This window comes from Mycobacterium sp. Aquia_216, from assembly GCF_026723865.1.
Lineage (GTDB): Bacteria > Actinomycetota > Actinomycetes > Mycobacteriales > Mycobacteriaceae > Mycobacterium.
In genome coordinates, this window is the sequence record NZ_CP113529.1 from 2,322,830 (window position 1) to 2,346,532 (window position 23,703).

Sequence of the window (23,703 nt, forward strand, 5' to 3'; positions counted from 1 at the left end):
GAAGGGGTAGCGGGACGCTGAACCGCACGGCCGGCTACGCCGTGTTGTGAGGTAACAGTCCAGCAAAGGGGTTGGCATGACGATTCGCTTGTTATCGCAGGTCAAAATGTTTGCCGCGGCCTTGGCCGCGGGTCTTGTCGCGGTTGTGCTGATATCGGTTGCCGCACCGCGGGCGCTGGCCGCCGACGATCGGCTGCAGTTCGGTGGGACCACGCTCAGTGGTGCGCCGTTCAACGGCGCCGGTCTGCAGGGAAAGCCGGCGGTGCTGTGGTTCTGGGCCCCGTTCTGTCCGTTCTGCAATGCCGAAGCGCCGGGCGTGAGTCAGGTGGCGGCGGCCAATCCCGGCGTCACCTTCGTCGGTATCGCTGGACACTCGGATGTCGGCGCCGAGCAGGCCTTTGTCTCCAAGTACAACCTGAATTTCACCAACCTCAACGACGCCGACGGCTCGATCTGGGCCCGCTACAACGTGCCCTGGCAGCCGGCGTACGTGTTCTACCGGGCCGACGGCAGCTCGACGTTCGTCAACAACCCCACGTCGGCCATGTCGCAGCAGGAGCTGGCCGGCCGCGTGGCCGCGCTGCGCTGAGCCCGTGGATCAGGGTCTCGTCGGTTTGGCGTTTGCCGCCGGGCTGGTGGCCGCGGTGAACCCGTGCGGGTTCGCGATGTTGCCCGCCTACCTGCTGCTGGTGGTGGGCGGCCGGCCCGATGGCGAACGCGCCAGTCCGCTGGCCGGGGTGGGGCGTGCACTGAGCGCTACTGCGGGGATGGCGCTCGGGTTTCTGACGGTGTTCGGCGCGTTCGGAGCGCTGACCATCTCGGCGGCCACGACGATTCAGCGATACCTGCCCTACGCGACGGTGGTCATCGGCATTGTGCTTGTCGCGCTTGGTATTTGGCTGCTGTCGGGTCGGGAACTGGCCGCGCTGACGCCCCGGCCACTGGGGCCGCGGTGGGCGCCGAAGCGGCAGGGGTCGCGAGTCGTGGGCATGTACGGCTACGGCATCAGCTACGCGATCGCCTCGCTGTCGTGCACGATCGGGCCGTTTCTGGCGGTCACCGCGGCCGGTCTGCGCAGTGGGTCGATCGTCACCGGGGCAACGATCTACCTGGCGTACGTCGCGGGCCTGACCCTGGTCGTCGGCGCGCTCGCGGTCGCCGCCGCGACCGCGAGCTCGGCGCTGGCCGATCGGCTGCGGCGCATCCTGCCGTTCGTCAATCGGATCGGCGGCGCCCTGCTGGCGCTGGTCGGCCTGTATGTCGGTTACTACGGCCTCTACGAGTTGCGGCTGTTGAACACCGCGGCAGATCCCCGCGACGCGGTCATTCTCGCGGCCGGCCGGCTACAGGGCGCGCTGGCCGGCTGGGTGCATCAGCATGGCGTCTGGCCGTGGATCGTGGCCATGTCGGCGCTGCTGGGCGCCGCCCTGGTGAGTGCCTGGCAGCGACGAGCGCGGCGTTGAGCGGCTACCTGATCCAGCCGCGCCGGCGGCCCCACCAATCGCGCACCAGGATGAAGAGGGTGAGGACGGCAAATCCGACCAGGAAGTTGTCCTCCACGTGGCCGACGTGGTTGCCGCGCAGCATCGCCAGCAGGAAGATGACGCCGAACACCCCGACGCCGTGCCAGGTGCGGGTGTTGATCTTGCTCCACCCCCACGCGGCGGAGGGCACCTCGGCCGGATCGACGCCATTGTAGTGCTCCACCTCGGTACTGGCCACGGCGATTCCCTTCGGATCGGATCGTCTTCTGATCAAAGATACTGGCACACCCGCCGAGGAGGTGGATGGTGGCCGACCACGCGGATCCGGTCGGCCACCAACCTCGGCTGAACCGCAATGCCCCGGGGCTTGCCGCGACCCGTCTACGACGGCGGCATCAGCACCGTGTCGTCTCCTTGACCCGTCACCGTTGAGTTGGCACCCTGCAGGGTCGCGTGGGTGCCGTCGACTTTGGCCGGACTCAGCTGACCTTGCATCACGTGGTACGTCAGGATGCTTTTGAGTAGCGGCGCATCCGTCTTGAGCTTCTCGACGGTGGCCGGCGCAAGCTTGCCGAATGCGGCGTCAGTCGGGGCGAACACCGCGGCGGGATTCGGCGTTGCGGCCGTCATGGCGGGTGCCGCCATGCTGCTGGTAGCGGTCGCGCTGGTGGTGCCGCTCTGGGCCGCGGGCTTGTTGCTCGAACATCCGGAGATGCCGACGATCGCGATTGCTGCGACGCCCGCCGTCGCAACTGTTTTGGCCTGCACATTCATCATCAAATTTCGATTCCTTTGCTCCGGCGTTAGTGCCGTCCTTCCGCTGACGGAAGTGATTCGGAGTGACGCAGGTCACGGGCGGGTGCGAGAACCGTCTACTTTCCGCGTCACGCGAAAACTCGGTCGGGAACTGCCTCCTGGGCCCATCGGGCGGCACAATGAAGCAGTGAGCAACCCGACCACCGAAGCACCGGCCGACGGCCCCATCCGGGTGCTCGTGTTGGGCAGCACCGGCTCCATCGGCACCCAGGCGCTGGAGGTCATCGCCGCCAACCCGGACCGCTTCGAGGTCGTCGGGCTGGCGGCCGGCGGGTCCAACCTGGACACGCTGGCCCGGCAGCGCGCCGAGACCGGGGTGACCAACGTCGCCGTCGCCGACGAGCGCGCCGCGACCACACTCGGCCGAGAATTCGGGAAAGTCCCCTTCCACGGGCCCGAAGCGGTCACCCGGCTGGTAGAGGAGACCGAGGCCGACGTGGTGCTCAACGCGCTGGTCGGAGCGCTGGGCCTGCGTCCGACCCTGGCGGCACTGCACTCGGGTGCCCGGCTGGCACTGGCCAACAAGGAGTCGCTGATCGCCGGCGGCCCACTGGTCCTCAACGCGGCGCGACCAGGGCAGATCGTGCCCGTGGATTCCGAACACTCCGCACTGGCCCAATGCCTGCGCGGCGGCGCACCCGACGAGGTTGCCAAGCTGGTGCTCACCGCCTCGGGCGGACCGTTTCGCGGCTGGGCCGCCGCCGACCTGGAGGCCGTCACCCCCGAGCAGGCCGGAGCCCATCCGACCTGGTCAATGGGCCCGATGAACACGCTGAACTCGGCGTCGCTGGTGAACAAGGGGCTCGAGCTCATCGAGACCCACCTGCTGTTCGGCGTTCCCTACGAGCGCATCGAGGTCGTGGTGCACCCCCAGTCGATTGTTCATTCGATGGTCACCTTCATCGACGGCTCGACGATCGCGCAGGCCAGCCCGCCGGACATGAAGCTGCCCATTTCGCTGGCGCTGGGCTGGCCCCGACGGGTCCCCGGGGCGGCCGCATCCTGTGACTTCGGCACGGCCTCTACCTGGGAATTCGAGCCGCTCGACGCCGACGTTTTCCCCGCGGTCGAGCTGGCCCGGCACGCCGGGGAGACCGGCGGCTGCATGACCGCGGTCTACAACGCCGCCAATGAAGAGGCCGCCGCGGCCTTCCTGGATGGCCGCATCGGTTTTCCGGCCATTGTCAGAACAATCGCCGACGTGCTGAGCGCCGCCGACCAATGGGCCGTTGCACCGGCTAACGTGGATGAGGTACTAGACGCGCAGCGCTGGGCGCGGGAGCGAGCGCAGCGCGCGGTCACAACTACAGGCCCCGCGGGAGTCTCCAAAAGGGCCTCGGGAATGGTCTTAGAAAGGTCCTAGCGCCTGATGATGTTCGCAATCGGCATTGTGCTGTTCGCGCTGGCCATCCTGATCTCGGTGGCTCTGCACGAATGCGGCCACATGTGGGTCGCCCGTGCTACCGGGATGAAGGTGCGCCGCTATTTCGTCGGCTTCGGCCCCACGCTGTGGTCGACCCGGCGCGGCGAGACCGAGTACGGCGTCAAGGCCGTTCCGCTGGGCGGCTTCTGCGACATCGCGGGCATGACCCCGGTCGAGGAGCTGGCGCCCGACGAGACCGACCGGGCGATGTACAAGCAGACGACGTGGAAGCGGGTCGCGGTGCTCTTCGCCGGCCCGGGCATGAACTTCATCATCTGCCTGGCCCTCATCTACGTGATCGCGCTGATCTGGGGGCTGCCCAACCTGCACCCGCCCACCCAGGCGATCGTCGGCGAAACCGCTTGTATCGCACCAGAAGTGGCGCCCGGCAAGGTTGGGAATTGCACCGGCCCCGGTCCGGCCGCGCTGGCCGGCATCCGACCGGGCGACGTCGTCGTCAAGGTCGGGGACACCACTGTCTCCACCTTCGACGAAATGGCTGCCGCGGTGCGCAAGCTGCACGGCACCGTCCCCGTCGTCGTCCAGCGTGACGGCACCCCGATCACCGCCTACGTCGACATCACGCCCACCCAGCGTTTCCTGAACGCACAGGGCGGCGAGCCGGAGGCCGCGACGGTCGGCGCCATGGGCGTCGGAGCCATCAAGGTCACGCCCACGCACTACAACGTGCTCAGCGCCATCCCCGCGACCTTTTCCTTCACCGGCAGCCTGACCGTCGAGGTGGGCAAGGCGCTGGTCACGATCCCGACCAAGGTCGGAGCGCTGGTACACGCGATCGGCGGTGGACAGCGCGACCCGGAGACGCCGATGAGCGTCGTCGGCGCCAGCATCATCGGCGGCGACACCGTCGACCATGGTTTGTGGGTGGCGTTCTGGTTCTTCCTCGCCCAGTTGAACCTGATCCTGGGCGCGATCAACCTGCTGCCGCTGTTGCCGTTCGACGGTGGCCACATCGCCGTCGCGGTCTTCGAAAAGATCCGCAACCTGGTCCGGTCCGCCCGCGGCATGGTCGCGGCCGCGCCGGTGAACTACCTCAAGCTGATGCCTGCGACCTACGTGGTCTTGGTGTTCGTGGTCGGCTACATGCTGCTGACCGTCACCGCGGATCTGGTCAACCCGATCAGGCTCTTCCAGTAACCAACCGAAGGAATCGAATCGTGGACATTGGCCTGGGCATGCCGGAGGCGCCGGCGCCCACTCTTGCGCCGCGGCGTAAGACGCGCCAATTGATGGTCCGCGACGTCGGGGTCGGCAGCGACCACCCGATCTCGGTGCAGTCGATGTGCACCACCAAGACTCATGAGGTCAACACGACGTTGCAGCAGATCGCCGAGTTGACGGCCGCGGGCTGCGACATCGTCCGGGTGGCCTGCCCGCGTCAGGAGGATGCCGACGCGCTGGCCGAGATCGCCCGGCACAGCCAGATCCCGGTGATCGCCGACATCCACTTCCAGCCGAAATACATCTTCGCGGCGATCGACGCCGGATGTGCCGCGGTGCGGGTCAATCCGGGCAACATCAAGGAGTTCGACGGCCGGGTCGGCGAAGTCGCCAAGGCCGCCGGTGCGGCCGGTATCCCGATCCGCATCGGCGTCAACGCCGGCTCGCTGGACAAGCGGTTCATGGAGAAGTACGGCAAGGCCACACCCGAGGCGCTGGTCGAGTCGGCGCTGTGGGAGGCCTCGCTGTTCGAGGAGCACGGCTTCGGCGATATCAAGATCAGCGTCAAGCACAACGACCCCGTCGTGATGGTCGCCGCCTACGAGCAGCTCGCCGCGCAGTGCGACTACCCGCTGCACCTCGGTGTGACCGAGGCCGGGCCGGCGTTCCAGGGCACCATCAAATCGGCCGTGGCCTTCGGCGCCCTGCTGTCCCGGGGCATCGGCGACACCATCCGGGTGTCCTTGTCGGCGCCGCCGGTCGAGGAAGTCAAGGTCGGCATTCAGATTCTCGAGTCGCTGAACCTGCGTCCGCGGGGGCTGGAGATCGTCTCCTGCCCGTCCTGCGGGCGGGCGCAGGTCGACGTCTACACCCTGGCCAACGCCGTCTCGGCGGGCCTGGACGGTCTCGACGTGCCGCTGCGGGTCGCCGTGATGGGGTGCGTCGTCAACGGGCCCGGGGAGGCCCGCGAAGCCGATCTCGGCGTTGCCTCCGGAAATGGCAAGGGGCAGATATTCGTTCGCGGCGAGGTGATCAAGACCGTCCCCGAAGCCCAGATCGTCGAGACGTTGATCGAAGAGGCGATGCGGTTGGCGTCCGAAATGGGCGAGGCGATAGGCGCGGCGGCGGGAAGTGATAACGGTCCTGGCGCAACACCAAGCGGGACGCCAATTGTCACCGTAAGCTGATAGGACCAGTTCGCTCTTGCTGGCCCTCAGCTCGCACCACAGAGAGTTCGCCATATGTCGGCTCCGCCCCTGTTTCGCCTAGTCGGCGACCGACGGGTGTCCGTGGTGCGTGATTCCGCCGCGGTGTGGCGCGTTTTCGACGAGGACCCGATCGGGTCGTGCATGGTTGCCTCCCGCGTCGCCGATCACGGCATCGATCCCGGCGCGATCGGCGGGGAGCTGTGGACCCGCCGCGGCGCGGACGAGTCCCTGTGCTTCGCCGGTGCCAACCTGATTCCGCTGCGCGGGCTGCCCGCCGACCTGAATGCGTTTGCCGACGAGGCGATGAGCGGGACGCGCCGCTGTTCCTCGCTGGTCGGGCGGGCCAGCCTGGTCCTGCCGATGTGGGAGCGGCTCGAGACGGCCTGGGGGCCGGCGCGTGACGTGCGCGAACGCCAACCCCTGATGGCGCTGGCCAAACACCCCATGTGCGAGCTCGACGCCGAGGTGCGCCAGGTGCGGCCCGAGGAGCTGGACGCTTACCTTGTTGCCGCGGTCGACATGTTCATCGGCGAGGTCGGCATCGACCCGCGGCTCGGCGACGGCGGCCGCGGCTACCGGCGCCGGGTGGCCAGCCTGATCGCCGCCGGGCGCGCGTGGGCCCGGTTCGAGCACGGTCAGGTCGTCTTCAAGGCCGAGGTGGGTTCGCAATCGCCCGCGGTCGGTCAGATCCAGGGCGTCTGGGTGCACCCGGAGTGGCGTGGCCTGGGGCTCGGCGCCCGCGGCACCGCGATGCTGGCCGCCGTGATCGTCGGCAGCGGGCGCATTGCCAGCCTGTACGTGAACGACTTCAATGCGGTGGCCCGGGCCGCCTACGCCCGGGTGGGCTTCGCCGAGGTCGGCACCTTCGCCACCGTCCTGCTGGACTAGTTGTCGTCGATCCTCACGCTGAGCGCGCGGCTGGCCGCACGCTCGGCATCGAACGCGCGGCTGGCCGCGCATTCGGCCTCGCTGGGACGTCGCGAGTGTTACATCACGGGTCGGTCTCGGTGTGTCGGCGGCGGCGCGGAAGCCTCAGTTCCTAACATCAGTACCGATGGCCACAAGAACCTCACCAGTAACAGCCGTTTCGGTAGCCGCGGCACTGCTGCTCGTCGCGGCCGGCGCGCTGTCTGGGTGCACGCCGCGGCCTGACGGCCCAGGCCCCGCCGCCGAGAAGTTCTTCCGCGCCTTGGCGATTGGCGACACCGCGACGGCCGCCCAACTCAGCGACAACCCCAACGAGGCTCGCGAGGCGCTCAACGCGGCGTGGGCCGGGCTGCAGGCCACCCACCTGGACGCGCAGATCCTCAGCTCCAAATACGCCGAGGACACCGGCACGATCAGCTATCGGTTCAGCTGGCATCTGCCCAAGAACCGGGTGTGGAGCTATGACGGCCAGCTGAAGATGGCCCGCGACGAGGGGCGGTGGGAGGTCCGCTGGGCGCCCAACGGGCTGCATCCCAAGCTGGGCGAGCATCAGACCTTCGCGTTGCGCGCTGACACGCCGCGGCGCGCCTCGGTGAATGAACTCGGCGGCAGCGACGTGCTGGCGCCGGGCTACCGCTATCACTACACGCTGGACGCCACCCAGGCCGGACCGCCGCAGTCGCTGAGCTTCACCACCCACTCGATCGTCGACGTGCTGCGGCCCTTCAACGACGCGCTGACCGACCCGCAGCTGCTCGCCGAGCAAGCCAGCTCGACCTCCCAACAGGTGGACCTGGGTGTCACGCTGCTTCCGGCCGATAACGACAAGGTGTTTCCCGTGATCGGCCGACTGCCCGGCATCGTGGTCACTCCACAGGCCGACATGCTGGCGACCGACCCGCATTTCGCGCCGGCGGTCGTCGGGGCGGTCAAGAAGGCGGTGATCGACCAACTCGACGGCCAGGCGGGCTGGCGGGTGGTCAGCGTCAACCAGAACAACGTCGACGTCGCGGTGCTGCACGAGGTCGAAGGCGCGCCCGCACCGTCGGTGTCGATCACGCTGGACCGGGTGGTGCAGAACGCCGCCCAGCGCGCCGTGGACAACAAGGGCGGCAAGGCGATGATCGTCGTGATCAAGCCGTCGACGGGGGAGATCCTCGCAATCGCGCAGAACGGTGGGGCCGACGCCGACGGCCTGCCCGCCACCAACGGCCTGTTTCCGCCCGGATCGACGTTCAAGATGGTCACGGCCGGCGCCGCCGTCGACCGCGATATGGCCACGCCCAACTCGATGCTGGGCTGCCCGGGCCATCTCGACATCGGGCACCGCACCATCCCCAACTACGGCGGCTTCGACCTCGGCGTGGTGTCGATGTCGCGCGCCTTCGCCAGTTCCTGCAACACCACGTTTGCCGAGCTGAGCAGCAGGATGCCGCCCCGCGGCCTGACCCAGACGGCTTCGCAATACGGGATCGGGCTCGACTACACCGTGGATGGCATCACCACGGTGACCGGGTCGGTGCCGCCGACGGTTGACATGGCCGAGCGCACCGAAGACGGGTTCGGCCAGGGCAAGGTGCTGGCGAGTCCGTTCGGCATGGCCCTGGTGGCGGCCACCGTCGCCGCCGGGAAAACCCCTGTGCCGCAACTGATCGCGGGCCGTCCGACGACGGTCGAGGGCGACAGTACCCCGATCAGCCCGAAGATGATCGACGCGCTGCGGCCGATGATGCGGCTGGTGGTCACCAACGGGACCGCCAAGGAGATCAACGGCTGCGGCGAGATCTACGGGAAGACCGGTGAGGCCGAGTTCCCGGGCGGATCGCACTCCTGGTTCGCCGGGTACCGCGGCGATCTGGCGTTCGCGGCGTTGATCGTCGGGGGCGGCAGCTCGGAGTGGGCGGTCCGGATGACCAAGTTCATGTTCGAATCGCTGCCGCCCGGCTACCTGACCTGAAGCGTCAGGCGCGTTGGGTCCCCGGGGCCGTAACAGCGGTAAATTGCGAACATGACGGATACCGGCGGGGACATGGTGACGTTGCGCGTCTCCGATGCAGACCGCAACGGCACGATGCGGCGCCTGCACAACGCCGTTGCGCTCGGGCTGATCGATATTGACGAGTTCGAGCAGCGCTCGTCGCAGGTGTCCTACGCGCGCACCCAGGGCGAGCTGGACGGCCTGGTCGGTGATCTGCCCGGGCCGGGCGCGATCGTCACGTCGGCGGCGGACCGGGTGGAGCTGCGCGGCTGGGCGGGGTCGCTGCGGCGGCACGGCGAATGGACGGTGCCCACCCGGTTGGCGTTGGTGCGCCGGCTGGGATCGGTGAAACTCGAACTCACCAAGGCTCGTTTCGCGGGTCCGGTGGTGGTCGTCGAGCTCGACGTGCGGTTCGGCTCGGTCGATATCTGGCTACCGGGTGGTGCCAGCGCCTCGATCGACGACGTCGAGGTCTACGGGGGCAGTGCCCGCGACCGTCGCAAGGATGCGCCGGGCGAAGGCAGGCCGCATGTCGTGCTGACCGGACGGGTGGTGTGCGGCTCGGTGACGATCCGGGGACCGCGGCGGGCGATTCTGCGTCGCCGCGGGATCCGATAGCCGGGCCCGCCCGCGGCGGGCATGCGCGTGTGCGGTGAGGGTGGAGAGTGTGCGGTGAGGGGGCTCTGCAGAGACACTCGTCGGCGCCGCAGCACACGCGACGCCCGGCACGCTTGAGAAAGACGCGATTAAGCTAGCGGCATGGCTGTTCGCACCGCACTTTCGCCCGGAGTGTTGTCCCCGACTCTGCCGGTGCCCAACCGCATCGCGCGTCCCGAGTATGTCGGCAAGCCGACGGCCAAAGAGGGCACCGAGCCGTGGGTGCAGACGCCCGAAGTGATCGAGAAGATGCGCGTCGCCGGCCGAATCGCGGCCGGCGCGCTTGCGGAGGCGGGCAAGGCGGTCGCGCCCGGGGTGACGACCGACGAGCTGGACCGCATCGCGCACGAGTACATGGTCGACAACGGCGCGTACCCGTCGACGCTGGGCTACAAGGGATATCCGAAGTCGTGCTGCACGTCGCTCAACGAGGTGATCTGTCACGGCATCCCCGACTCGACCGTGATCGCCGACGGCGATATCGTCAACATCGACGTCACCGCCTACATCGACGGCGTGCACGGCGACACCAATGCGACATTCCTGGCCGGCGACGTGTCCGAGGAGCACCGGCTGCTTGTCGAGCGGACCCGTGAGGCGACGATGCGCGCGATCAACGCCGTCAAGCCGGGGCGTGCGCTGTCGGTCGTCGGCCGTGTCATCCAGGCGTATGCGAATCGCTTCGGGTACAACGTGGTTCGTGATTTCACCGGCCACGGCATCGGCACCACGTTTCACAACGGGCTGGTCGTGCTGCACTACGACCAGCCGTCCGTCACGACCGAGATCCAGCCGGGGATGACGTTCACCATCGAGCCGATGATCAATCTCGGCGCGCTGGACTACGAGATCTGGGACGACGGCTGGACCGTGGTCACCAAGGACCGCAAGTGGACCGCACAGTTCGAGCACACCCTGCTCGTCACCGACACCGGCGCCGAGATCCTGACCTCGATATAAGTAGCCGTGATCCCTTGAACGGCGCGCTGCTGGTCGCGGGTACCAGCTCCGATGCCGGGAAATCGATGGTGGTCGCGGGCCTGTGCCGGCTGCTGGCCCGCGATGGCGTGCGGGTCGCGCCGTTCAAGGCGCAGAACATGTCGAACAACTCCGCGGTCACCGTCGAGGGCGGCGAAATCGGCCGGGCCCAGGCGATTCAAGCCAGGGCGGCGGGGCTGGAACCCAGTGTGCGGTTCAACCCGATCCTGCTCAAACCGGGCAGCGACCGGACGTCGCAGCTGGTGATTCGGGGCCGGGTAGCCGACTCGGTCACCGCGGCAAGCTATTTCGAGCATCGCGACCGGCTCGCACAAGTCGTCACCGACGATTTATCTTCTCTGCGTGACGAATTCGACGTGGTGATCTGTGAGGGCGCCGGATCGCCGGCCGAAATCAACCTTCGGGCCACGGATTTGGCTAACATGGGTTTGGCCCGGGCCGCAAACCTGCCGGTAGTCCTAATCGGCGACATCGACCGCGGCGGCTTGCTGGCCCATCTGTTCGGGACGGTCGCGGTGCTCGACGCGGGAGACCAGGCGCTGATCGCCGGCTTCATCGTCAACAAGTTCCGCGGTGACCCCGCGCTGCTCGAGCCCGGTCTACGGCAGCTGCTCGAAATGACCGGCCGCCCAACCTATGGGGTGTTGCCCTATGCCGACGAGCTCTGGCTGGATGCCGAGGATTCGCTGTCGGTGATCGCGCGGCGCGTCGTCGGCAGGCCGGCGCCACCGCTGGGCGGCGAGTGGCTGAAGGTGGCCGCCGTCCGGCTGCCCCGGATCTCCAACTCGACCGACATCGAGGCGCTGGCCTGCGAACCGGGTGTGCTGGTGCGCTGGATCAGCGACCCGGCCGATCTGGCCGACACCGACCTGGTGGTGCTTCCGGGCAGCAAAGCGACCGTCGCCGACCTGCACTGGCTGCGCGATCAAGGTCTGGCCGCCGCGATCATCGAGCACGCTCGGGCCGGCAAACCGGTGCTGGGCATCTGCGGGGGATTCCAGATGCTGTGCCGGCGCATCGAGGACGGGGTCGAGTCGGGCGCCGGGGTCGTCGACGGGCTGGACCTGCTGGACGCCGACATCGTTTTCGCCGACGACAAGGTGCTGCGGCGCTGGGAGCGGCCGCTGCGCGGATACGAAATCCACCACGGCCGGCTTGCCCGCTACATCAACGAGCCGTGGTTCCAGGCGGGCGACGACCTGCACGGCCTCGCGCACGGCGCGGTTTTCGGGACCCACTGGCACGGGCTGCTCGACAACGACGGCTTTCGCCGCGACTGGCTGACCGAGGTCGCCGCGGCCGCCGGACGGACGAGGTTCGTTGTTGCCGGCGACACCCACGTCGCGCAGCGACGCGACGCCCAACTGGATCTGGTCGCCGACTTGCTGTCGGCCCACCTCGATATGGCCGCCGTTCTCGGCCTACTCGACGGCCCGCCGCCCAGGCCGCACATCGCAAGCCGGCTGCGGCCCTAGCGCCCCCGGTTCGCACGACGCGGGAGAAACCTCGCGCGGTGCCAATATTGGCTGTAACGTGCGTAAGTGCCCTCGATGATGACCACGCTCGACGGGTTTCCCGTCCCGGTGGGTGTGTCCGGCCCTGAGAAGGGTGTCGTCGTCGTCATCCTCGGCGACGAGCAGCGCGAGTTAGCCGCCTACGACGCGGTCTGTGAGCGCCTCCACACCGCTTCGCTGCGCACTGTCGTCATCGGCCTCGACCCGCGGCTGACCCCGAAGTCGGTGATCGGCATTCTCGATGGCCTCGGCATCGCCTGGGCGGTGGTGGTGGGCGATCGCGCCGGTGGCGACCTCGCCTGGGAGCTGGCGGCGACCAAACTGGGCCGGTTCGTGGGCCTCGTCGTCGTGGACCGCGGACATCCGCGGGTGGCCGACGTCAACGGCGTGGTCCGTGACGACCACTGCCCGCCGGTCGAGATCGGCACCACGGTGCTGGTCAGCACGCCGGCCGGACGGACGGTGGCCGGCAACAGCCAGCGGTACGTCTACGCCGACTACCGCTCGGTGGACCTGCTCGGACGGCGCAATCCCCAAGAATCGACGGCGCAGCTGGCAGCCGAGATCGTGCTGCGCACCAGCACCTGGTAGCACCGGCTCGGTGAGCGGTCGTGGCCGCGGCGGTGCCGTGGCAGACGTATGGCGACAACGTGGTCGCGCAGTCAAGGAAAGGATGCCTGCGTGAACGCCTCTGGAACGAGTCGACCGGTCATCGGCCTGACCAGCTATCTCGAGCAAGTGCAGTCCGATGGCTGGGACATCCCGGCGGGGTATCTGGGTGCGAACTATTTCGAGGGCGTCATCATGGCCGGCGGCGTCGCGGTACTGCTGCCGCCGCAGCCGGTGGACCCCGACATCGCCGAGAGTGTGCTCGACAGCCTGGACGGGCTGGTCATCACCGGCGGTTATGACGTCGACCCGGCCGCCTATGGCCAGCAACCGCATCCGAAGACCGACGCGCCGCGCACGGTGCGCGATGCGTGGGAGTTCGCGCTGTTGCGGGGTGCGCTGGACCGCGGCCTCCCGGTGCTGGGTATCTGTCGCGGCACGCAGATGCTCAATGTCGCGTTCGGCGGAACGCTGCATCAGCATCTGCCCGACGTCCTCGGCCATCGCGGGCATCACGCGGGCTACGGGCGCTTCACCCAGTTGCCCGTCCGCACGGTCGCGGGCACCCGACTGGCCGCGCTGCTCGGAGAGTCCGCCGACGCGTGGTGCTATCACCATCAAGCCGTCGACAAGGTCGGTGACGGCTTGATTGTCAGCGCCTGGGACGCCGACGGCGTCGTCGAAGGGCTGGAGGTCCCCGGGGAGAACTTCGTGCTCGCGGTGCAGTGGCATCCCGAGCAGTTCCTCGACGACCTGCGGCTGTTCCGGGCGATCGTCGACGCCGCCAGCTCCTACGCGTCGAGCACGCGGACCGCCGGCTCGTCTCGGCGTTAGCGGGTCTGGGGCCAATTCGGCGGCGCGTCGGTTTCCACCAGCCGCATTGGTTTGTATCCCCAACCACATTGCGAATCAACGGTTTCCGATCCCGACGTGTGGGCCACCCAGTTACGCGGTACGGACAATTCTCCGATCGATGCCGCGCGGCCGAAGCCCGATGCCGTGCCGGCGGTATGACTACGGTTCAGTAGCGGCGACAACAATGCCGCGGCGCTTTGCAGCGCCGCATTCTTGTTCAGGGAATTCAGATGGTTGATCGCGAAGTCCGTTGGGGCGGAAAGTGAACCGAGTTTCGACAGGGACGAGGTCACCGGCGAAAGGAACTCGTCGAACGCCGTCGGCGGCGACACGGACAGCGCGTCGAGCGCGTCGGGAAGAGCCGAGACCACCCGGTAGCCGGCCGATATGATGTCAGGTGCCGCTCTCAGCGTCCAGCTGCCGGCCCCCTGCGTGAGGTTATCGCCCACGTCCGCACTGGCGGGCGGTGAGGCGAAGGGTGTCACGGTCGCGGCGTCGGCCGAGGCCCTGGCATAGGTGTGCATCGTGTCGACGTCCTGAGCCCACATCTGGTCGTAATCGCCGTCGGCGTCCGCGATCGCGGGGCTGTCTTGGCCCAGACAATTCGTCACAGCCAGCCACCTCCCCAGCATGCGGTTGGCTTGAATCGCCGAGGGTGAAACCATCGCCGCGAGCGCCAACTCGTAGGCGTACGCCGCCGACGTGGCCTGGGTGGCCGTTTCTTCTGCCCGTGCTGCAACATCATTCAACCAGTCGATGTGGGCCGCCGCGGCTTGGGTCAGTGCCGTCGGGCCCGGCGCTCCGGGCGCCAGCGTCGAGATCATCGAACTGCATTGCGCTGCTGCGTCATGCAAGCGGGTGGCCAGCTCGTCCCATGCCAGGGCGGCGTCCATCAGCGACTGCGGGCCAGAGCCCGAATACATCAGCCCGGAGTTGATTTCCGGCGGTAGCATTGCAAAATCCATTGCTAACTCACTTTGAGGGCAGGGTGGATTTTTGAAATCATGGATTTTCCCTTCAAGACGGAGACGCGAAATAGACTGTCGCGCTTTGCTGGCTGTGAAAGCTTCATCGCGAGGCACTAGCGTGCTGCGGCGAATGCGCGCGGGACAACGGCACGCCTCAAAACGCCTCACCCGCAATGGTGAGGCGGCCCAACAGACTAGTGCTGTCCGATCAGCGACGCGTTACGCAGAGCAGCGTCAAGATTTCTTGGTCGCCGCATTCGGCCGCGGGTGCGCCGGGGCGCACATCGCCGGATTGAAAACCCATGCCGGCGAAGGAAGCCGGCAGCGCTGACCACAAGGGGTGCGATTGCATGCGCGTCCACACGTCCGGGCGGTCGTGCGTCATCCACATGCTGTGGAACGGCTTCTTGCTGATCGGCGACGCGTCCCACGAACTGGCGTGTTGAAGGTGGATCGCGGCCGGGGACCCGTGACGAGCTTGCGAATGTCCGGCGGTGCTGCCGACGTCCGGGGTTACCTGGGACCAGGCGGCGGGCTCAGGCAGTGTGGCCGCGGAAAACTGGGACCGCAACGCCGAACCGGCGACGAGGCTGATGAACAGGGTGAGCGCAGCGACCGCGGCGATGGCCGGCTGCCACCGCCGAGATTGATGAGCGCCCCGAACGTCCACAGTGGCCCGACTGTACAACACGAGGGCTGGTCGTCAGCCGCCGAAAGCTGTGAGATCGAGCAAAGTCTGTTGTGTGTTTCAGCAATCCGCTGCGGGCGTGATCACACCATTGGCACCAAAAAAGTTGGGCTAGAACTCGTTTAAAAAAGCCATATCGCACGCGCTATCGCTCTTCCAAACGACGTGGCCTAAAGCTCCGGGATCCCGCTGTGGCGCGTGTGACTGCGGAATGCTACGGGCCGAAAACGATGAGCGGAATTGCCATTTCGGCCGCGGTGGCCGCGCCGTGAAAACCGATGAGGCGAGCCGCCTCCGGGGGTTCACGTTTGGTTGCCAGCACCGCTGTGTCGCCGGTGCAGATGACCACGACGTCACCTATTCGCGCCAGATGCCGCGGGTCGACCGGTCCGAACATCCCGGTGGCCACCGCCTGTTCGCGACCGTAGACATCGGCCCGGCCTTCTAATACCCCGCTCCACGTCGCCTGCACATCGGCCGCGGCGCCGGGTTCGGTGTGCAGGTAGCGCACCCGCGGTTCACCCGCGACCACCCGGATACCCGCGCCCAGCCGGGTGTCGGTGTCCAGGTCGACGCGAGCCTGCGGCGGCACGTTGAGACCGCCGTGGTCGGCGGTCACCAGCAGCGCCGCGTGCGCGGGTAAGGCGTCGAGCAGGCGAGTCAGCAGCGCGTCGACCCGGGCGGCCGCCTGATGCCAGTGCGGCGATCCGATACCGAATAGATGCGCGGCGGTGTCCAGGTCGGCGGTGTAGCCGTAGACCAGGCCCGGTTCCGCGCGCAGCTCGTCGATGACCTGCTGGGCGTAGTCGTCGGTCGGGTTGCTCGGGCGAAAGTCGGCACCGCGATACGCCGCGTCGGTCAGTCCGCTGCCCAAGAACAGCGCCGGCAGCACCGCCCGCGCGGCAACCCCGGATTGCCGCAGCCGCTGGAACCAGGTCGGCACCGGCTGCCATTCGGCGTACGGCGGGTCGTCGTCGCGCCAATAGATGTGGGTGAGTACCCGATCGGTACCGGGGACGTTGAGGGTGAAGCCCAGGATGCCGTGCTCGCCGGGCTGCGTACCGGTGCCCAGCGACGCCAGGCTGCTCGGCGTGGTCGACGGGAAGGTGCAGGCGAGTCGGGTCATCCGCCCTACGCCGCCGGCGAGAACCGAGGCGAGCAGCGGCGCGCTGGACGCCAACTGCGGCAACAGGTGCCAGCCGAGGCCATCCACCAGCACGACGGCGACGCGATCAACCTGTTCGGCAACCGATTCCGTGACCGCCAACCGGTCGACGGCACCGGAAACCCCGAGCAGTGCGGCCGCCGCGGGAAGCACATCGCAGAGCGAACCGGGCGCTGGACCAGACATGGGCCCAGTCTGGCACGACTAGGCGTGCGCAAGCCGTCGGCTGGTCACCCGCAGTTGCCGGTCCGTGCTTTCGGCCAGTGCGGCCACCTGCTGTGGGTCCAGCCGGCCACACAGCCGGCCCCAGTGCACCGCGACTTCGTCACCGACGGCCACGTCGGGCACCGCGCTGTACCCGTCGGACCACACGTCGAGCGCTCGGACCGAAGGCTCGGCCAGCGTGAGCACCGGGCCATCGCACACCAGCCGCCGGCACCGTACCTCTATGTCATCCCTGGTGCGGGAAACGACTGTGCCCCAAGTGATCCGGCAGTTGTCCAGCACGCCGAGTGGGTGCTGGTCCATGCTTCCGTTTTTAAGGCCCAAGAACCGTGTCCACGGGTACACGCCGAATACGTGGAAGCAGTGATTGCCGGCCGCTTCATGGGCCAGATCCGAAGTCAGGTGTGACCAGTAGCGGCCGGCTTGGGGACCGATGATCGCCAGCAACTCCGCGAAGAAATCCCGGGCATCGATGCCGGCGCCGACGCCACCGCCCAGCCAATACGATTCGACCAGGCGATGATCCAGTGGATCGGCGATACCCGTCAGCGCGGACAACACGCGCAGATACGGCCAGGCCCCGGAGAACTTCGCGGCCGCGGCGCGCACCTCGGCCACCGAGCCGTCGCGCAAGGTCGCTCCCAAGGGCGGCCCGCAATAGCCCAGCGCGTTGGGCGCGTACGCGTAGCGGGCGAACATCTCGGCGCCCTGGTGGGTCAAGACCGCGCCACCAGTTTGACGGCGTCGCGGTGCATGCGACCGAAGTTGTAGTAGGCCGCGCAAGCTCCCTCGGGGGACACCATGCATGTCCCGATCGGCGTCTCCGGGGTGCACGCGGTGCCGAAAACCTTGCATTCCCAGGGCTTGAGCACACCCTTGAGCACCTCGCCGCATTGACACGCCTTCGGGTCGGCAACCCGCACACCGGGCATCGCGAACCGCAGCTCGGCGTCGAACCCCGCGAAGTCGTCGTGCAGCCGCAGGGCGCTTTGCGAGATGAAGCCCAGGCCGCGCCATTCGAAATGCGGACGCAGCGCGAACACCTTGCCCATCAACGCCAGCGCGGCCGGATTGCCGTTTTCGGGCACCACGCGCTTGTACTGGTTCTCCACCTCGCAGCGGCCCTCGCGGATCTGGCGCAACAGCATCGCGACCGAGGCTAGGATGTCCAGCGGCTCGAATCCGGCCACCACCAACGGCTTTCGATACACCTCCGGGACGAATCGGTACGGCCGGCTGCCCACGACGGTCGAAACGTGGCCGGGGCCGATGAAGCCCGACAGCCGCAGATCCGGTGACTCCAGGATTGCCTTGATCGGCGGCACAATCGTGACATGGTTGCAGAACACACTGAAATTCGGCAGCCCCAGATCGCGTGCCCGCACCAGCGTGACCGCTGTGGACGGTGCGGTGGTCTCGAAGCCGATCGCGAAGAAGACGACGTGGCGCCCCGGATTCTCGATCGCGATCTTCAGCGCGTCCAGCGGTGAGTAGACGAATCGCACGTCGGCGCCACGGGCCTTGGCATCCAACAGGCTTCCGCTGGAACCGGGCACCCGCATCATGTCGCCGAAGCAGGTGAAGATCACGTCGGGCTGACCGGCCAGCCACATCGCGTCGTCGATGCGGCCCATCGGGATCACGCACACCGGGCAGCCCGGTCCGTGCACCAATTCGACGTTGTCGGGCAGCAGGTGCTCGATACCGTGCCGGTAAATGGTGTGGGTGTGCCCGCCGCATACCTCCATGAACTTGAAGTGATCGCTATCGCCGGCCAGGTGCTCGATGGCGACGAGCAGCTTGCGGGCCGCCGCGGGATCGCGGAATTCGTCAACGAATTTCATTGCCGTCCCCCTAAATAATGGCCGACGAGTTGAAGGCCGCTATTTCGCCTGCGTAAGCGTCGCCGAGTTTCTGGATCGCGGCCAAAGTGAGCAACGCCTCGGTTTCGTCGATCTTGGCCATCGCGAACCCGACGTGGACCAGCACCCAGTCGTCGGGCGCGGGCATATCGCTTTCCAGCAGGCGCACGCTGATCGTGCGCTGGACGCCGCTGACGTCGACCTTCGCTAAATAGTTTGCGGGATCGGTGATCTCAACGATCCGGCCGGGAATTCCAAGGCACATGTCGGCGTGTCTCCTTTCTGTCAGCAGATTCGGGGTAGCGGGTCGCCGACGAGCATGTCGACGATCCGGGTCCCGCCGAATCCGGTGCGCAGTACCACGGTTTCCGCGGGCTCGGCGACGATCTCCCCGACCTCGGCCGCCTGCGCGCCCAGTGGGTGCGACCGCAATGCGGCCAGCCCCGCCTCGGCTTCTTCCGGTGCGACGACCGCGACGAACTTGCCCTCGTTGGCGACATAGAGCGGATCGATGCCGAGCAGCTCGCACGCTCCAATCACTTTGGGCTGTAGCGGAAGTCGGTTTTCGTCGAGCAGCACCCCAAGGCCGCAAGCCTGGGCCAGTTCGTTGCACACCGTGCCCACACCGCCGCGGGTGGCGTCGCGCAGCCAGCGGGTGGACGGCGCGGCCGCCATCAGCAGTTCCACCAGCGGGCTGACGCTGGCGGTGTCGGAAGCAATGTCCGCCTCGATGGCGAGGTCGCCCCGGGCGAGCATGACCGCCATGCCGTGATCGCCGATCGCCCCGGACAACAGCAGTCTGTCGCCGACGCGCACCGAAGCCGCCGACAGCGTGCGCCCGGCCGGAATGACTCCGGCGCCGGCGGTGGTGATGAACAACCCGTCGGCCGCGCCCCTGGGCACCACCTTGGTATCCCCGGTGACGATCTGCACGCCGGCTTCGGTGGCGGCGGCGGCCATGTCGGCGACGATCTCTTTCAATTCGGCGATCGGGAAGCCCTCTTCGAGAACGAATGCCGCCGAGATCCAGGCCGGCACGGCGCCGGTCATGGCCAGGTCGTTGCAGGTGCCGTGGACGGCGAGCGCGCCGACGGAACCACCGGGAAAACGCCTGGGCTGCACCACAAACGAATCCGTGGACATCGCCAGGCGTTCGCCGCTGGGCAACGTGAGCACCGCGCCGTCACCGAGTGATTCCAGCGCCGGGTTGCGAAACGCTTCCACGAACACCGCGTCCACCAGTGCTGCCGACGCCTTGCCGCCGGCGCCGTGCGCCAGCGTCACGTGATCGTCGAGCAACCGGGGGCGGCGCCGGCGGAAGGACTCGATCCGCTCGATCACCTCGCCCTCGGCGAAGCGCGGCCCCGACGTGAGGTATTCGCCCGCGTTCATGCGGCCCCCAGACCTGCGTCACCGGAGCGGTCCTGGACCGCCAACCACAGCTGATAGCCCAGCAGCGCTTGCGATTCCTGGATCCGGTGCACGCTTTGGGAGCGAACGACGAAGCAGACGTCCACATTTGGATTGTTCGCGAAGGCGCCGCCGTCGTAGCCGGCGAATCCGATCGTGTACAGGCCGCGTTGGTGTGCCTCGGCCAGCGCGGTCAGCAGATTCGGTGAACTGCCACTGGTCGACATCGCGACGGCGATGTCGCCGGCCTTCGCGCGGGCGATCAACTGACGGGCGAACACCAGCTCGAACCCGACGTCGTTACCCAGAGCGGTCACGATCGCCTGGTCGGCGGTCAACGACCAGGCGGGCAGTGACCTGCCCGTCGGCGGGCGGGCGAACAAGCCCGCCAGGGTCGTGGAATCCGTGCAGCTGCCGCCGTTTCCGAAGGTGAACATCCGTCCGCCCGTCGCGAATCGGCGCGCCGTCTCGGTGGCCGCGCGGTCCAGCAGTTCGGCATTGGCTTCCAGGGTGGTGCGCCGCAAGGCGAGGCTCTCGGCCGCTTTCGCCCGGGCCGACGCCGCCAGGTCGGCGAGCAGCGAGGCGGGCTCCTCCTGCTCGGCATCGATGAACGGATACAGGAAGTTGGTCGGCTCGTCGCTCATCAGGTTTCCTCTTCCAGCTTGCTGATCGCGGTCCCCGCGTGCACCAGGACCAGCTCGCCCGCGGCGACCGGCTCGATCAGCGTGGTCACCACGTTCTCGACGCCCCGTGCGGTGCGCACCGTGGCCTGCCCGTCGGCGGAGGCCCATAGCGCCTCGCCGAGGCGCCCTTCGTCGCTACACGTCACGCAAACATCGTCCGAACACTCGGGTTTGAGCAGTCCGGAGTGTTCGAAACAGACGTGCGTGAGTTCCCACAACAGGTGATAGAACAGCACGAAGCCGCCGGTCGCGGGCACCCGCGGATCGGGATCATCGAGCCACAGCACATGATCGGCCGTGCCGGGCCGCGGCCGTTCGCCGCTGCCGATCCAGATCGTGGTGGCGCCCCAAGCCGGGCTTCGGCGCATCACCGAGCGAACTCGGGCGTCGTCCGCGGGGGAGACCGCGATCACGATGTCGCCCGGTCGCACCGACACGCGGACCAGATCGACCAAATCGGGCCCGGTGAGCGCCACGGCCGGCAATGCCCGTTTGCCCATGATCACCGGGTGGACGAATTCGACCGCGATGTGCAGTGCATGTGGCTCCCAGGATGGGGCGATGGACCACATGGTCGCGCCCGCGGCGAACCTCTTGGCCAACGTGAATGCCGTGGCGGCCAAGTCGGTCGCCAGATCCGAGGCCAGCTCGGCGCCCAGCCCACGGTCGATCGCGGTGGTGGTTGTCATGGCCTAGCCCTCCTTTCGAGTCTCCGCGAGTGCGGTCAGCATCGAGATCGCCGCCTGACCCAACGCCAGCCCGCCGTCGTTGGGTGGCACGGTCTGATGGGTCAGAACCTCAAAGCCATTGCGCTGCAGCAACTCACGGCATGACTGCAGCAGCAGCACGTTCTGGAACACACCGCCGGTGAGGCCGACCAGCCGAATCGCACCGGCCACCTGGGTGACCACCGTCGCGACGGCGACCGCGACGGCCCGGTGGAAGGCGGCGGCCAGCAGCGCCGGTGGGGTGCCGGCGCGCAGCGCCGACACCGTCGTCTGCACCGCGCTGGCCGGGTCGATCACGCCATCGGCCCGCACCGTCAGCCGCGTCGACGGCCCGGGGCCGCCGGCACGTTCGGCCAGCGCCTCGAGCTCGATCGCGGCCTGGCCTTCGTAGTCGATGCGATGCCGTACCCCCAACAGGGAGGCGACCGCGTCGAACAGCCGGCCCATGCTGGAACACGGCACACATCCGGCGCCGGTCTCCAATTGCGAACGGGTGAGCCGCAATTCCTCCGGGGAGGCCGCGGCGACCGGCGCGAGGTCCGGGGTCCAGTCGATGCCGGCCATCCACAACTGGGACAGCGCCATCCGGCACGGATTGCGCACAGCGGCGTCACCGCCCGGCAGCGGCGCCGGGAGCAGGTGACCGGCCCGCACGAAGCGATGACTATCGGGCCCGAGGACGAGGATCTCCCCGCCCCAGATCGTGTCGTCACAGCCGTAGCCGGTGCCGTCGAAGGAGACGCCGACGATCGGGTCGCCCAGGCGTCCGTGCTCGGCCAGTAGCGACGCCACGTGCGCGTGATGGTGCTGGACGAGATCGAGCGGTCGATCGCCGACGCGACGCTCGGCCCAATTTCGGGTGTGATACCCAGGGTGCAGGTCGGCGGCCAATCGGGCCGGCTCACCGCGGATTTCGCTGAGTTGACCCACCGCGCGCTCGAACGCCCGCAGCGTCTCCCAGGTGGCCATGTCGCCGATGTGGCCGGACAGGTACGCCCGTGAACCGTCGGTGAGGCAGAAGGTGTTCTTCAGTTCGCCACCGACCGCGAGCACCGCCGGGCCGTCGCGGCCCAGGTCGACCGGCAGCGGCGCATAGCCGCGGGAGCGACGAATCGGAAGTTCCCGACCGTCGATCACCCGCACCACGGAGTCGTCACACGGGACATGAATGGGCCGATCGTGATCGAGGATCGCATCGCAGAGTCCCGAAAGGCGCGACGAGACGTCGTCATCGGTGAAACAGATGGGTTCGTCGGACCGGTTGGCGCTGGTGAGCACCAACGCATCGGGCACCTTTCCGGCCGCATCGGGCACGGGTGCCAGCAGCAGGTGGTGCAGGGGGGAGTACGGCAACATCAGCCCCAGCAGCGGGCTCGCGGGCGCGACGGCCTCGGCAACCGGCGCGCCGGGGCGACGCCGCAGCAACACGATCGGGCGTGCGGGGCTCAGGAGCACCGCGGCCTCGGCGCCGTCGATATCGGCATAGCGGCGCGCTACGTCAAGGTCGCGGACCAGCATCGCGAAGGGCTTGGCGCCCCGCGCCTTTCGCGACCGCAATGAGCCGACGGCCGTCTCGGCGTCGACGGCACAAGCCAGGTGGTAGCCGCCGATGCCCTTGATGGCAACCACGGCGCCCGCCGCCAGCGCCCGTTGCGCCGCCGCCAGCGCCGCGTCCGACCCGGTCACCCGCCCGGCCCGCGACCAGAACCACAGCGCGGGACCGCATTCGGGGCAGGCGATCGGCTGCGCGTGGAACCGGCGATTCGCCGGATCGTGGTATTCGGCCGCACATCGCGGGCACATGGGGAACGCCGACATCGTGGTGGCCGGGCGGTCATAGGGCAATTCACGGATGATGGTGAACCGCGGTCCGCAATTGGTGCAGGTGAGGAACGGATGGCGGTAGCGCCGGTTGTGCGGGTCGAACAGCTCGGCGATGCAGTCGTCGCACACGGCGACGTCGGGCGGGATCGGTGTCGTGGCACCGCAAACCGTCTGACTGGCCACGATCCGGAATTCGTGCCCGCAGCCGGTGTCGTCGGCTGCCAGCTCCGTCACGCTGACGGCGGCGATACGGGCCAGCGGCGGGGCCTCGGCACGCAGCCGGCGACGGAACTCTGCCACGCGCGCGCGATCCCCTCGCACCTCGACAAAGACCGCGCCGGAATCATTGCCGACGAACCCGGCCAGGCCGAGCTCGCCGGCGATCCGGTGCACGAATGGGCGGAAGCCGACCCCCTGAACTACCCCGGTCACGGTGAGGCGCTGTCGGACCCTGGTTTCGGGTAGGTCGGACCGCAGCAGCAGGGGAGCCTCGGTCAT

The 23,703-nt window shown here is 68.1% G+C and carries 24 protein-coding genes; 12 read left to right on the forward strand and 12 right to left on the reverse strand.

The window, feature by feature from the left end; genetic code table 11:
• Nucleotides 1-76: 76 nt before the first annotated feature.
• Nucleotides 77-589 (forward strand): protein disulfide oxidoreductase, encoded by a 513-nt coding sequence (locus OK015_RS10840; RefSeq protein ID WP_268131337.1) that lies wholly within the window; start codon nucleotides 77-79, stop codon nucleotides 587-589.
• Nucleotides 590-593: 4 nt separating this feature from the next.
• On the forward strand, nucleotides 594-1,463 hold the full coding sequence (locus OK015_RS10845; RefSeq protein ID WP_268131339.1) for a cytochrome c biogenesis CcdA family protein: 870 nt from the start codon (nucleotides 594-596) through the stop codon (nucleotides 1,461-1,463).
• A 4-nt stretch (nucleotides 1,464-1,467) separates the two neighbouring features.
• On the opposite strand, the gene OK015_RS10850 is transcribed toward OK015_RS10845, so the two are convergent.
• Complete coding sequence (locus OK015_RS10850; protein WP_268131341.1) at nucleotides 1,468-1,722, reverse strand: DUF2631 domain-containing protein; 255 nt, start codon at nucleotides 1,720-1,722, stop codon at nucleotides 1,468-1,470.
• Nucleotides 1,723-1,865: 143 nt separating this feature from the next.
• The gene (locus OK015_RS10855; RefSeq protein WP_326498530.1) at nucleotides 1,866-2,261 is read right to left on the reverse strand and encodes a fasciclin domain-containing protein; all 396 of its coding nucleotides are present in this window, start codon (nucleotides 2,259-2,261) and stop codon (nucleotides 1,866-1,868) included.
• Nucleotides 2,262-2,427: 166 nt separating this feature from the next.
• Between OK015_RS10855 and dxr the strand changes: the two genes are divergently transcribed.
• From dxr to OK015_RS10905, 10 genes are all read left to right on the forward strand, one after another.
• Nucleotides 2,428-3,663, forward strand: coding sequence for a 1-deoxy-D-xylulose-5-phosphate reductoisomerase (gene dxr, locus OK015_RS10860; protein WP_268131343.1), 1,236 nt, complete (start codon nucleotides 2,428-2,430; stop codon nucleotides 3,661-3,663).
• 6 nt (nucleotides 3,664-3,669) lie between these two features.
• Entirely contained in the window at nucleotides 3,670-4,881 is a 1,212-nt protein-coding gene (locus tag OK015_RS10865; protein ID WP_268131345.1) for a M50 family metallopeptidase, read from the forward strand.
• 20 nt (nucleotides 4,882-4,901) lie between these two features.
• Complete coding sequence (gene ispG / locus OK015_RS10870; RefSeq protein WP_268131347.1) at nucleotides 4,902-6,092, forward strand: flavodoxin-dependent (E)-4-hydroxy-3-methylbut-2-enyl-diphosphate synthase; 1,191 nt, start codon at nucleotides 4,902-4,904, stop codon at nucleotides 6,090-6,092.
• A gap of 54 nt (nucleotides 6,093-6,146) precedes the next feature.
• On the forward strand, nucleotides 6,147-7,001 hold the full coding sequence (locus tag OK015_RS10875; RefSeq protein ID WP_268131348.1) for a GNAT family N-acetyltransferase: 855 nt from the start codon (nucleotides 6,147-6,149) through the stop codon (nucleotides 6,999-7,001).
• Nucleotides 7,002-7,167: 166 nt separating this feature from the next.
• Nucleotides 7,168-8,997, forward strand: a complete 1,830-nt coding sequence (locus OK015_RS10880; protein ID WP_268131349.1) for a penicillin-binding transpeptidase domain-containing protein — start codon at nucleotides 7,168-7,170, stop codon at nucleotides 8,995-8,997.
• A 51-nt stretch (nucleotides 8,998-9,048) separates the two neighbouring features.
• The gene (locus OK015_RS10885; RefSeq protein WP_268131351.1) at nucleotides 9,049-9,636 is read left to right on the forward strand and encodes a DUF1707 SHOCT-like domain-containing protein; all 588 of its coding nucleotides are present in this window, start codon (nucleotides 9,049-9,051) and stop codon (nucleotides 9,634-9,636) included.
• 141 nt (nucleotides 9,637-9,777) lie between these two features.
• Entirely contained in the window at nucleotides 9,778-10,635 is an 858-nt protein-coding gene (map, locus tag OK015_RS10890) for a type I methionyl aminopeptidase (RefSeq protein WP_268131354.1), read from the forward strand.
• A 14-nt stretch (nucleotides 10,636-10,649) separates the two neighbouring features.
• Complete coding sequence (locus tag OK015_RS10895) at nucleotides 10,650-12,149, forward strand: cobyric acid synthase (protein WP_268131356.1); 1,500 nt, start codon at nucleotides 10,650-10,652, stop codon at nucleotides 12,147-12,149.
• Between the two features lie 75 nt (nucleotides 12,150-12,224).
• Complete coding sequence (locus OK015_RS10900) at nucleotides 12,225-12,779, forward strand: alpha/beta hydrolase (protein ID WP_268132620.1); 555 nt, start codon at nucleotides 12,225-12,227, stop codon at nucleotides 12,777-12,779.
• Between the two features lie 48 nt (nucleotides 12,780-12,827).
• Complete coding sequence (locus OK015_RS10905; protein ID WP_442791234.1) at nucleotides 12,828-13,631, forward strand: gamma-glutamyl-gamma-aminobutyrate hydrolase family protein; 804 nt, start codon at nucleotides 12,828-12,830, stop codon at nucleotides 13,629-13,631.
• On the opposite strand, the gene OK015_RS10910 is transcribed toward OK015_RS10905, so the two are convergent.
• The 10 genes from OK015_RS10910 to hypF form a co-directional block, all read right to left on the reverse strand.
• A complete protein-coding gene (locus OK015_RS10910) occupies nucleotides 13,628-14,734 on the reverse strand; it encodes a PPE family protein (protein WP_268131358.1) in 1,107 nt (368 codons plus the stop codon). The two genes, OK015_RS10905 and OK015_RS10910, sit on opposite strands and share 4 nt — an antisense overlap.
• 94 nt (nucleotides 14,735-14,828) lie before the next feature.
• Nucleotides 14,829-15,290, reverse strand: a complete 462-nt coding sequence (locus OK015_RS10915) for a hypothetical protein (protein ID WP_268131360.1) — start codon at nucleotides 15,288-15,290, stop codon at nucleotides 14,829-14,831.
• 232 nt (nucleotides 15,291-15,522) lie between these two features.
• On the reverse strand, nucleotides 15,523-16,659 hold the full coding sequence (locus OK015_RS10920; protein WP_268131362.1) for an alkaline phosphatase family protein: 1,137 nt from the start codon (nucleotides 16,657-16,659) through the stop codon (nucleotides 15,523-15,525).
• A gap of 18 nt (nucleotides 16,660-16,677) precedes the next feature.
• Nucleotides 16,678-17,397, reverse strand: coding sequence for a DUF6390 family protein (locus OK015_RS10925; protein ID WP_268132622.1), 720 nt, complete (start codon nucleotides 17,395-17,397; stop codon nucleotides 16,678-16,680).
• Between the two features lie 17 nt (nucleotides 17,398-17,414).
• Nucleotides 17,415-18,542 carry a hydrogenase formation protein HypD gene (gene hypD, locus OK015_RS10930; protein ID WP_268131363.1) on the reverse strand — a complete coding sequence of 376 codons (1,128 nt, stop codon included), beginning with the start codon at nucleotides 18,540-18,542 and terminating at the stop codon, nucleotides 17,415-17,417.
• 10 nt (nucleotides 18,543-18,552) lie between these two features.
• The gene (locus tag OK015_RS10935; RefSeq protein WP_268131365.1) at nucleotides 18,553-18,825 is read right to left on the reverse strand and encodes a HypC/HybG/HupF family hydrogenase formation chaperone; all 273 of its coding nucleotides are present in this window, start codon (nucleotides 18,823-18,825) and stop codon (nucleotides 18,553-18,555) included.
• A gap of 20 nt (nucleotides 18,826-18,845) precedes the next feature.
• On the reverse strand, nucleotides 18,846-19,952 hold the full coding sequence (hypE, locus tag OK015_RS10940) for a hydrogenase expression/formation protein HypE (RefSeq protein WP_268131366.1): 1,107 nt from the start codon (nucleotides 19,950-19,952) through the stop codon (nucleotides 18,846-18,848).
• Nucleotides 19,949-20,614 carry a D-sedoheptulose-7-phosphate isomerase gene (locus OK015_RS10945; protein WP_268131368.1) on the reverse strand — a complete coding sequence of 222 codons (666 nt, stop codon included), beginning with the start codon at nucleotides 20,612-20,614 and terminating at the stop codon, nucleotides 19,949-19,951. The genes hypE and OK015_RS10945 overlap by 4 nt, the downstream gene beginning before the upstream one ends.
• The gene (locus OK015_RS10950) at nucleotides 20,614-21,342 is read right to left on the reverse strand and encodes a HypC/HybG/HupF family hydrogenase formation chaperone (protein WP_268131369.1); all 729 of its coding nucleotides are present in this window, start codon (nucleotides 21,340-21,342) and stop codon (nucleotides 20,614-20,616) included. The genes OK015_RS10945 and OK015_RS10950 overlap by 1 nt, the downstream gene beginning before the upstream one ends.
• Before the next feature lie 3 nt (nucleotides 21,343-21,345).
• The gene (hypF, locus tag OK015_RS10955; RefSeq protein WP_268131371.1) at nucleotides 21,346-23,703 is read right to left on the reverse strand and encodes a carbamoyltransferase HypF; all 2,358 of its coding nucleotides are present in this window, start codon (nucleotides 23,701-23,703) and stop codon (nucleotides 21,346-21,348) included.

Excerpts from the sequence above, each read along its gene's own strand:
- map (WP_268131354.1), top strand. The coding sequence starts at position 9,778 with ATGGCTGTTCGCACCGCACTTTCGCCCGGAGTGTTGTCCCCGACTCTG.
- hypF (WP_268131371.1), bottom strand. The coding sequence starts at position 23,703 with ATGACCGAGGCTCCCCTGCTGCTGCGGTCCGACCTACCCGAAACCAGG.
- OK015_RS10865 (WP_268131345.1), top strand. The coding sequence starts at position 3,670 with ATGATGTTCGCAATCGGCATTGTGCTGTTCGCGCTGGCCATCCTGATC.
- OK015_RS10925 (WP_268132622.1), bottom strand. The coding sequence starts at position 17,397 with ATGTTCGCCCGCTACGCGTACGCGCCCAACGCGCTGGGCTATTGCGGG.
- OK015_RS10875 (WP_268131348.1), top strand. The coding sequence starts at position 6,147 with ATGTCGGCTCCGCCCCTGTTTCGCCTAGTCGGCGACCGACGGGTGTCC.
- OK015_RS10945 (WP_268131368.1), bottom strand. The coding sequence starts at position 20,614 with ATGAGCGACGAGCCGACCAACTTCCTGTATCCGTTCATCGATGCCGAG.
- OK015_RS10935 (WP_268131365.1), bottom strand. The coding sequence starts at position 18,825 with ATGTGCCTTGGAATTCCCGGCCGGATCGTTGAGATCACCGATCCCGCA.
- OK015_RS10855 (WP_326498530.1), bottom strand. The coding sequence starts at position 2,261 with ATGATGAATGTGCAGGCCAAAACAGTTGCGACGGCGGGCGTCGCAGCA.
- hypD (WP_268131363.1), bottom strand. The coding sequence starts at position 18,542 with ATGAAATTCGTTGACGAATTCCGCGATCCCGCGGCGGCCCGCAAGCTG.
- hypE (WP_268131366.1), bottom strand. The coding sequence starts at position 19,952 with ATGAACGCGGGCGAATACCTCACGTCGGGGCCGCGCTTCGCCGAGGGC.
- OK015_RS10905 (WP_442791234.1), top strand. The coding sequence starts at position 12,828 with ATGGCGACAACGTGGTCGCGCAGTCAAGGAAAGGATGCCTGCGTGAAC.
- OK015_RS10920 (WP_268131362.1), bottom strand. The coding sequence starts at position 16,659 with ATGTCTGGTCCAGCGCCCGGTTCGCTCTGCGATGTGCTTCCCGCGGCG.
- OK015_RS10840 (WP_268131337.1), top strand. The coding sequence starts at position 77 with ATGACGATTCGCTTGTTATCGCAGGTCAAAATGTTTGCCGCGGCCTTG.
- OK015_RS10880 (WP_268131349.1), top strand. The coding sequence starts at position 7,168 with ATGGCCACAAGAACCTCACCAGTAACAGCCGTTTCGGTAGCCGCGGCA.
- OK015_RS10950 (WP_268131369.1), bottom strand. The coding sequence starts at position 21,342 with ATGACAACCACCACCGCGATCGACCGTGGGCTGGGCGCCGAGCTGGCC.
- OK015_RS10900 (WP_268132620.1), top strand. The coding sequence starts at position 12,225 with ATGATGACCACGCTCGACGGGTTTCCCGTCCCGGTGGGTGTGTCCGGC.
- OK015_RS10885 (WP_268131351.1), top strand. The coding sequence starts at position 9,049 with ATGACGGATACCGGCGGGGACATGGTGACGTTGCGCGTCTCCGATGCA.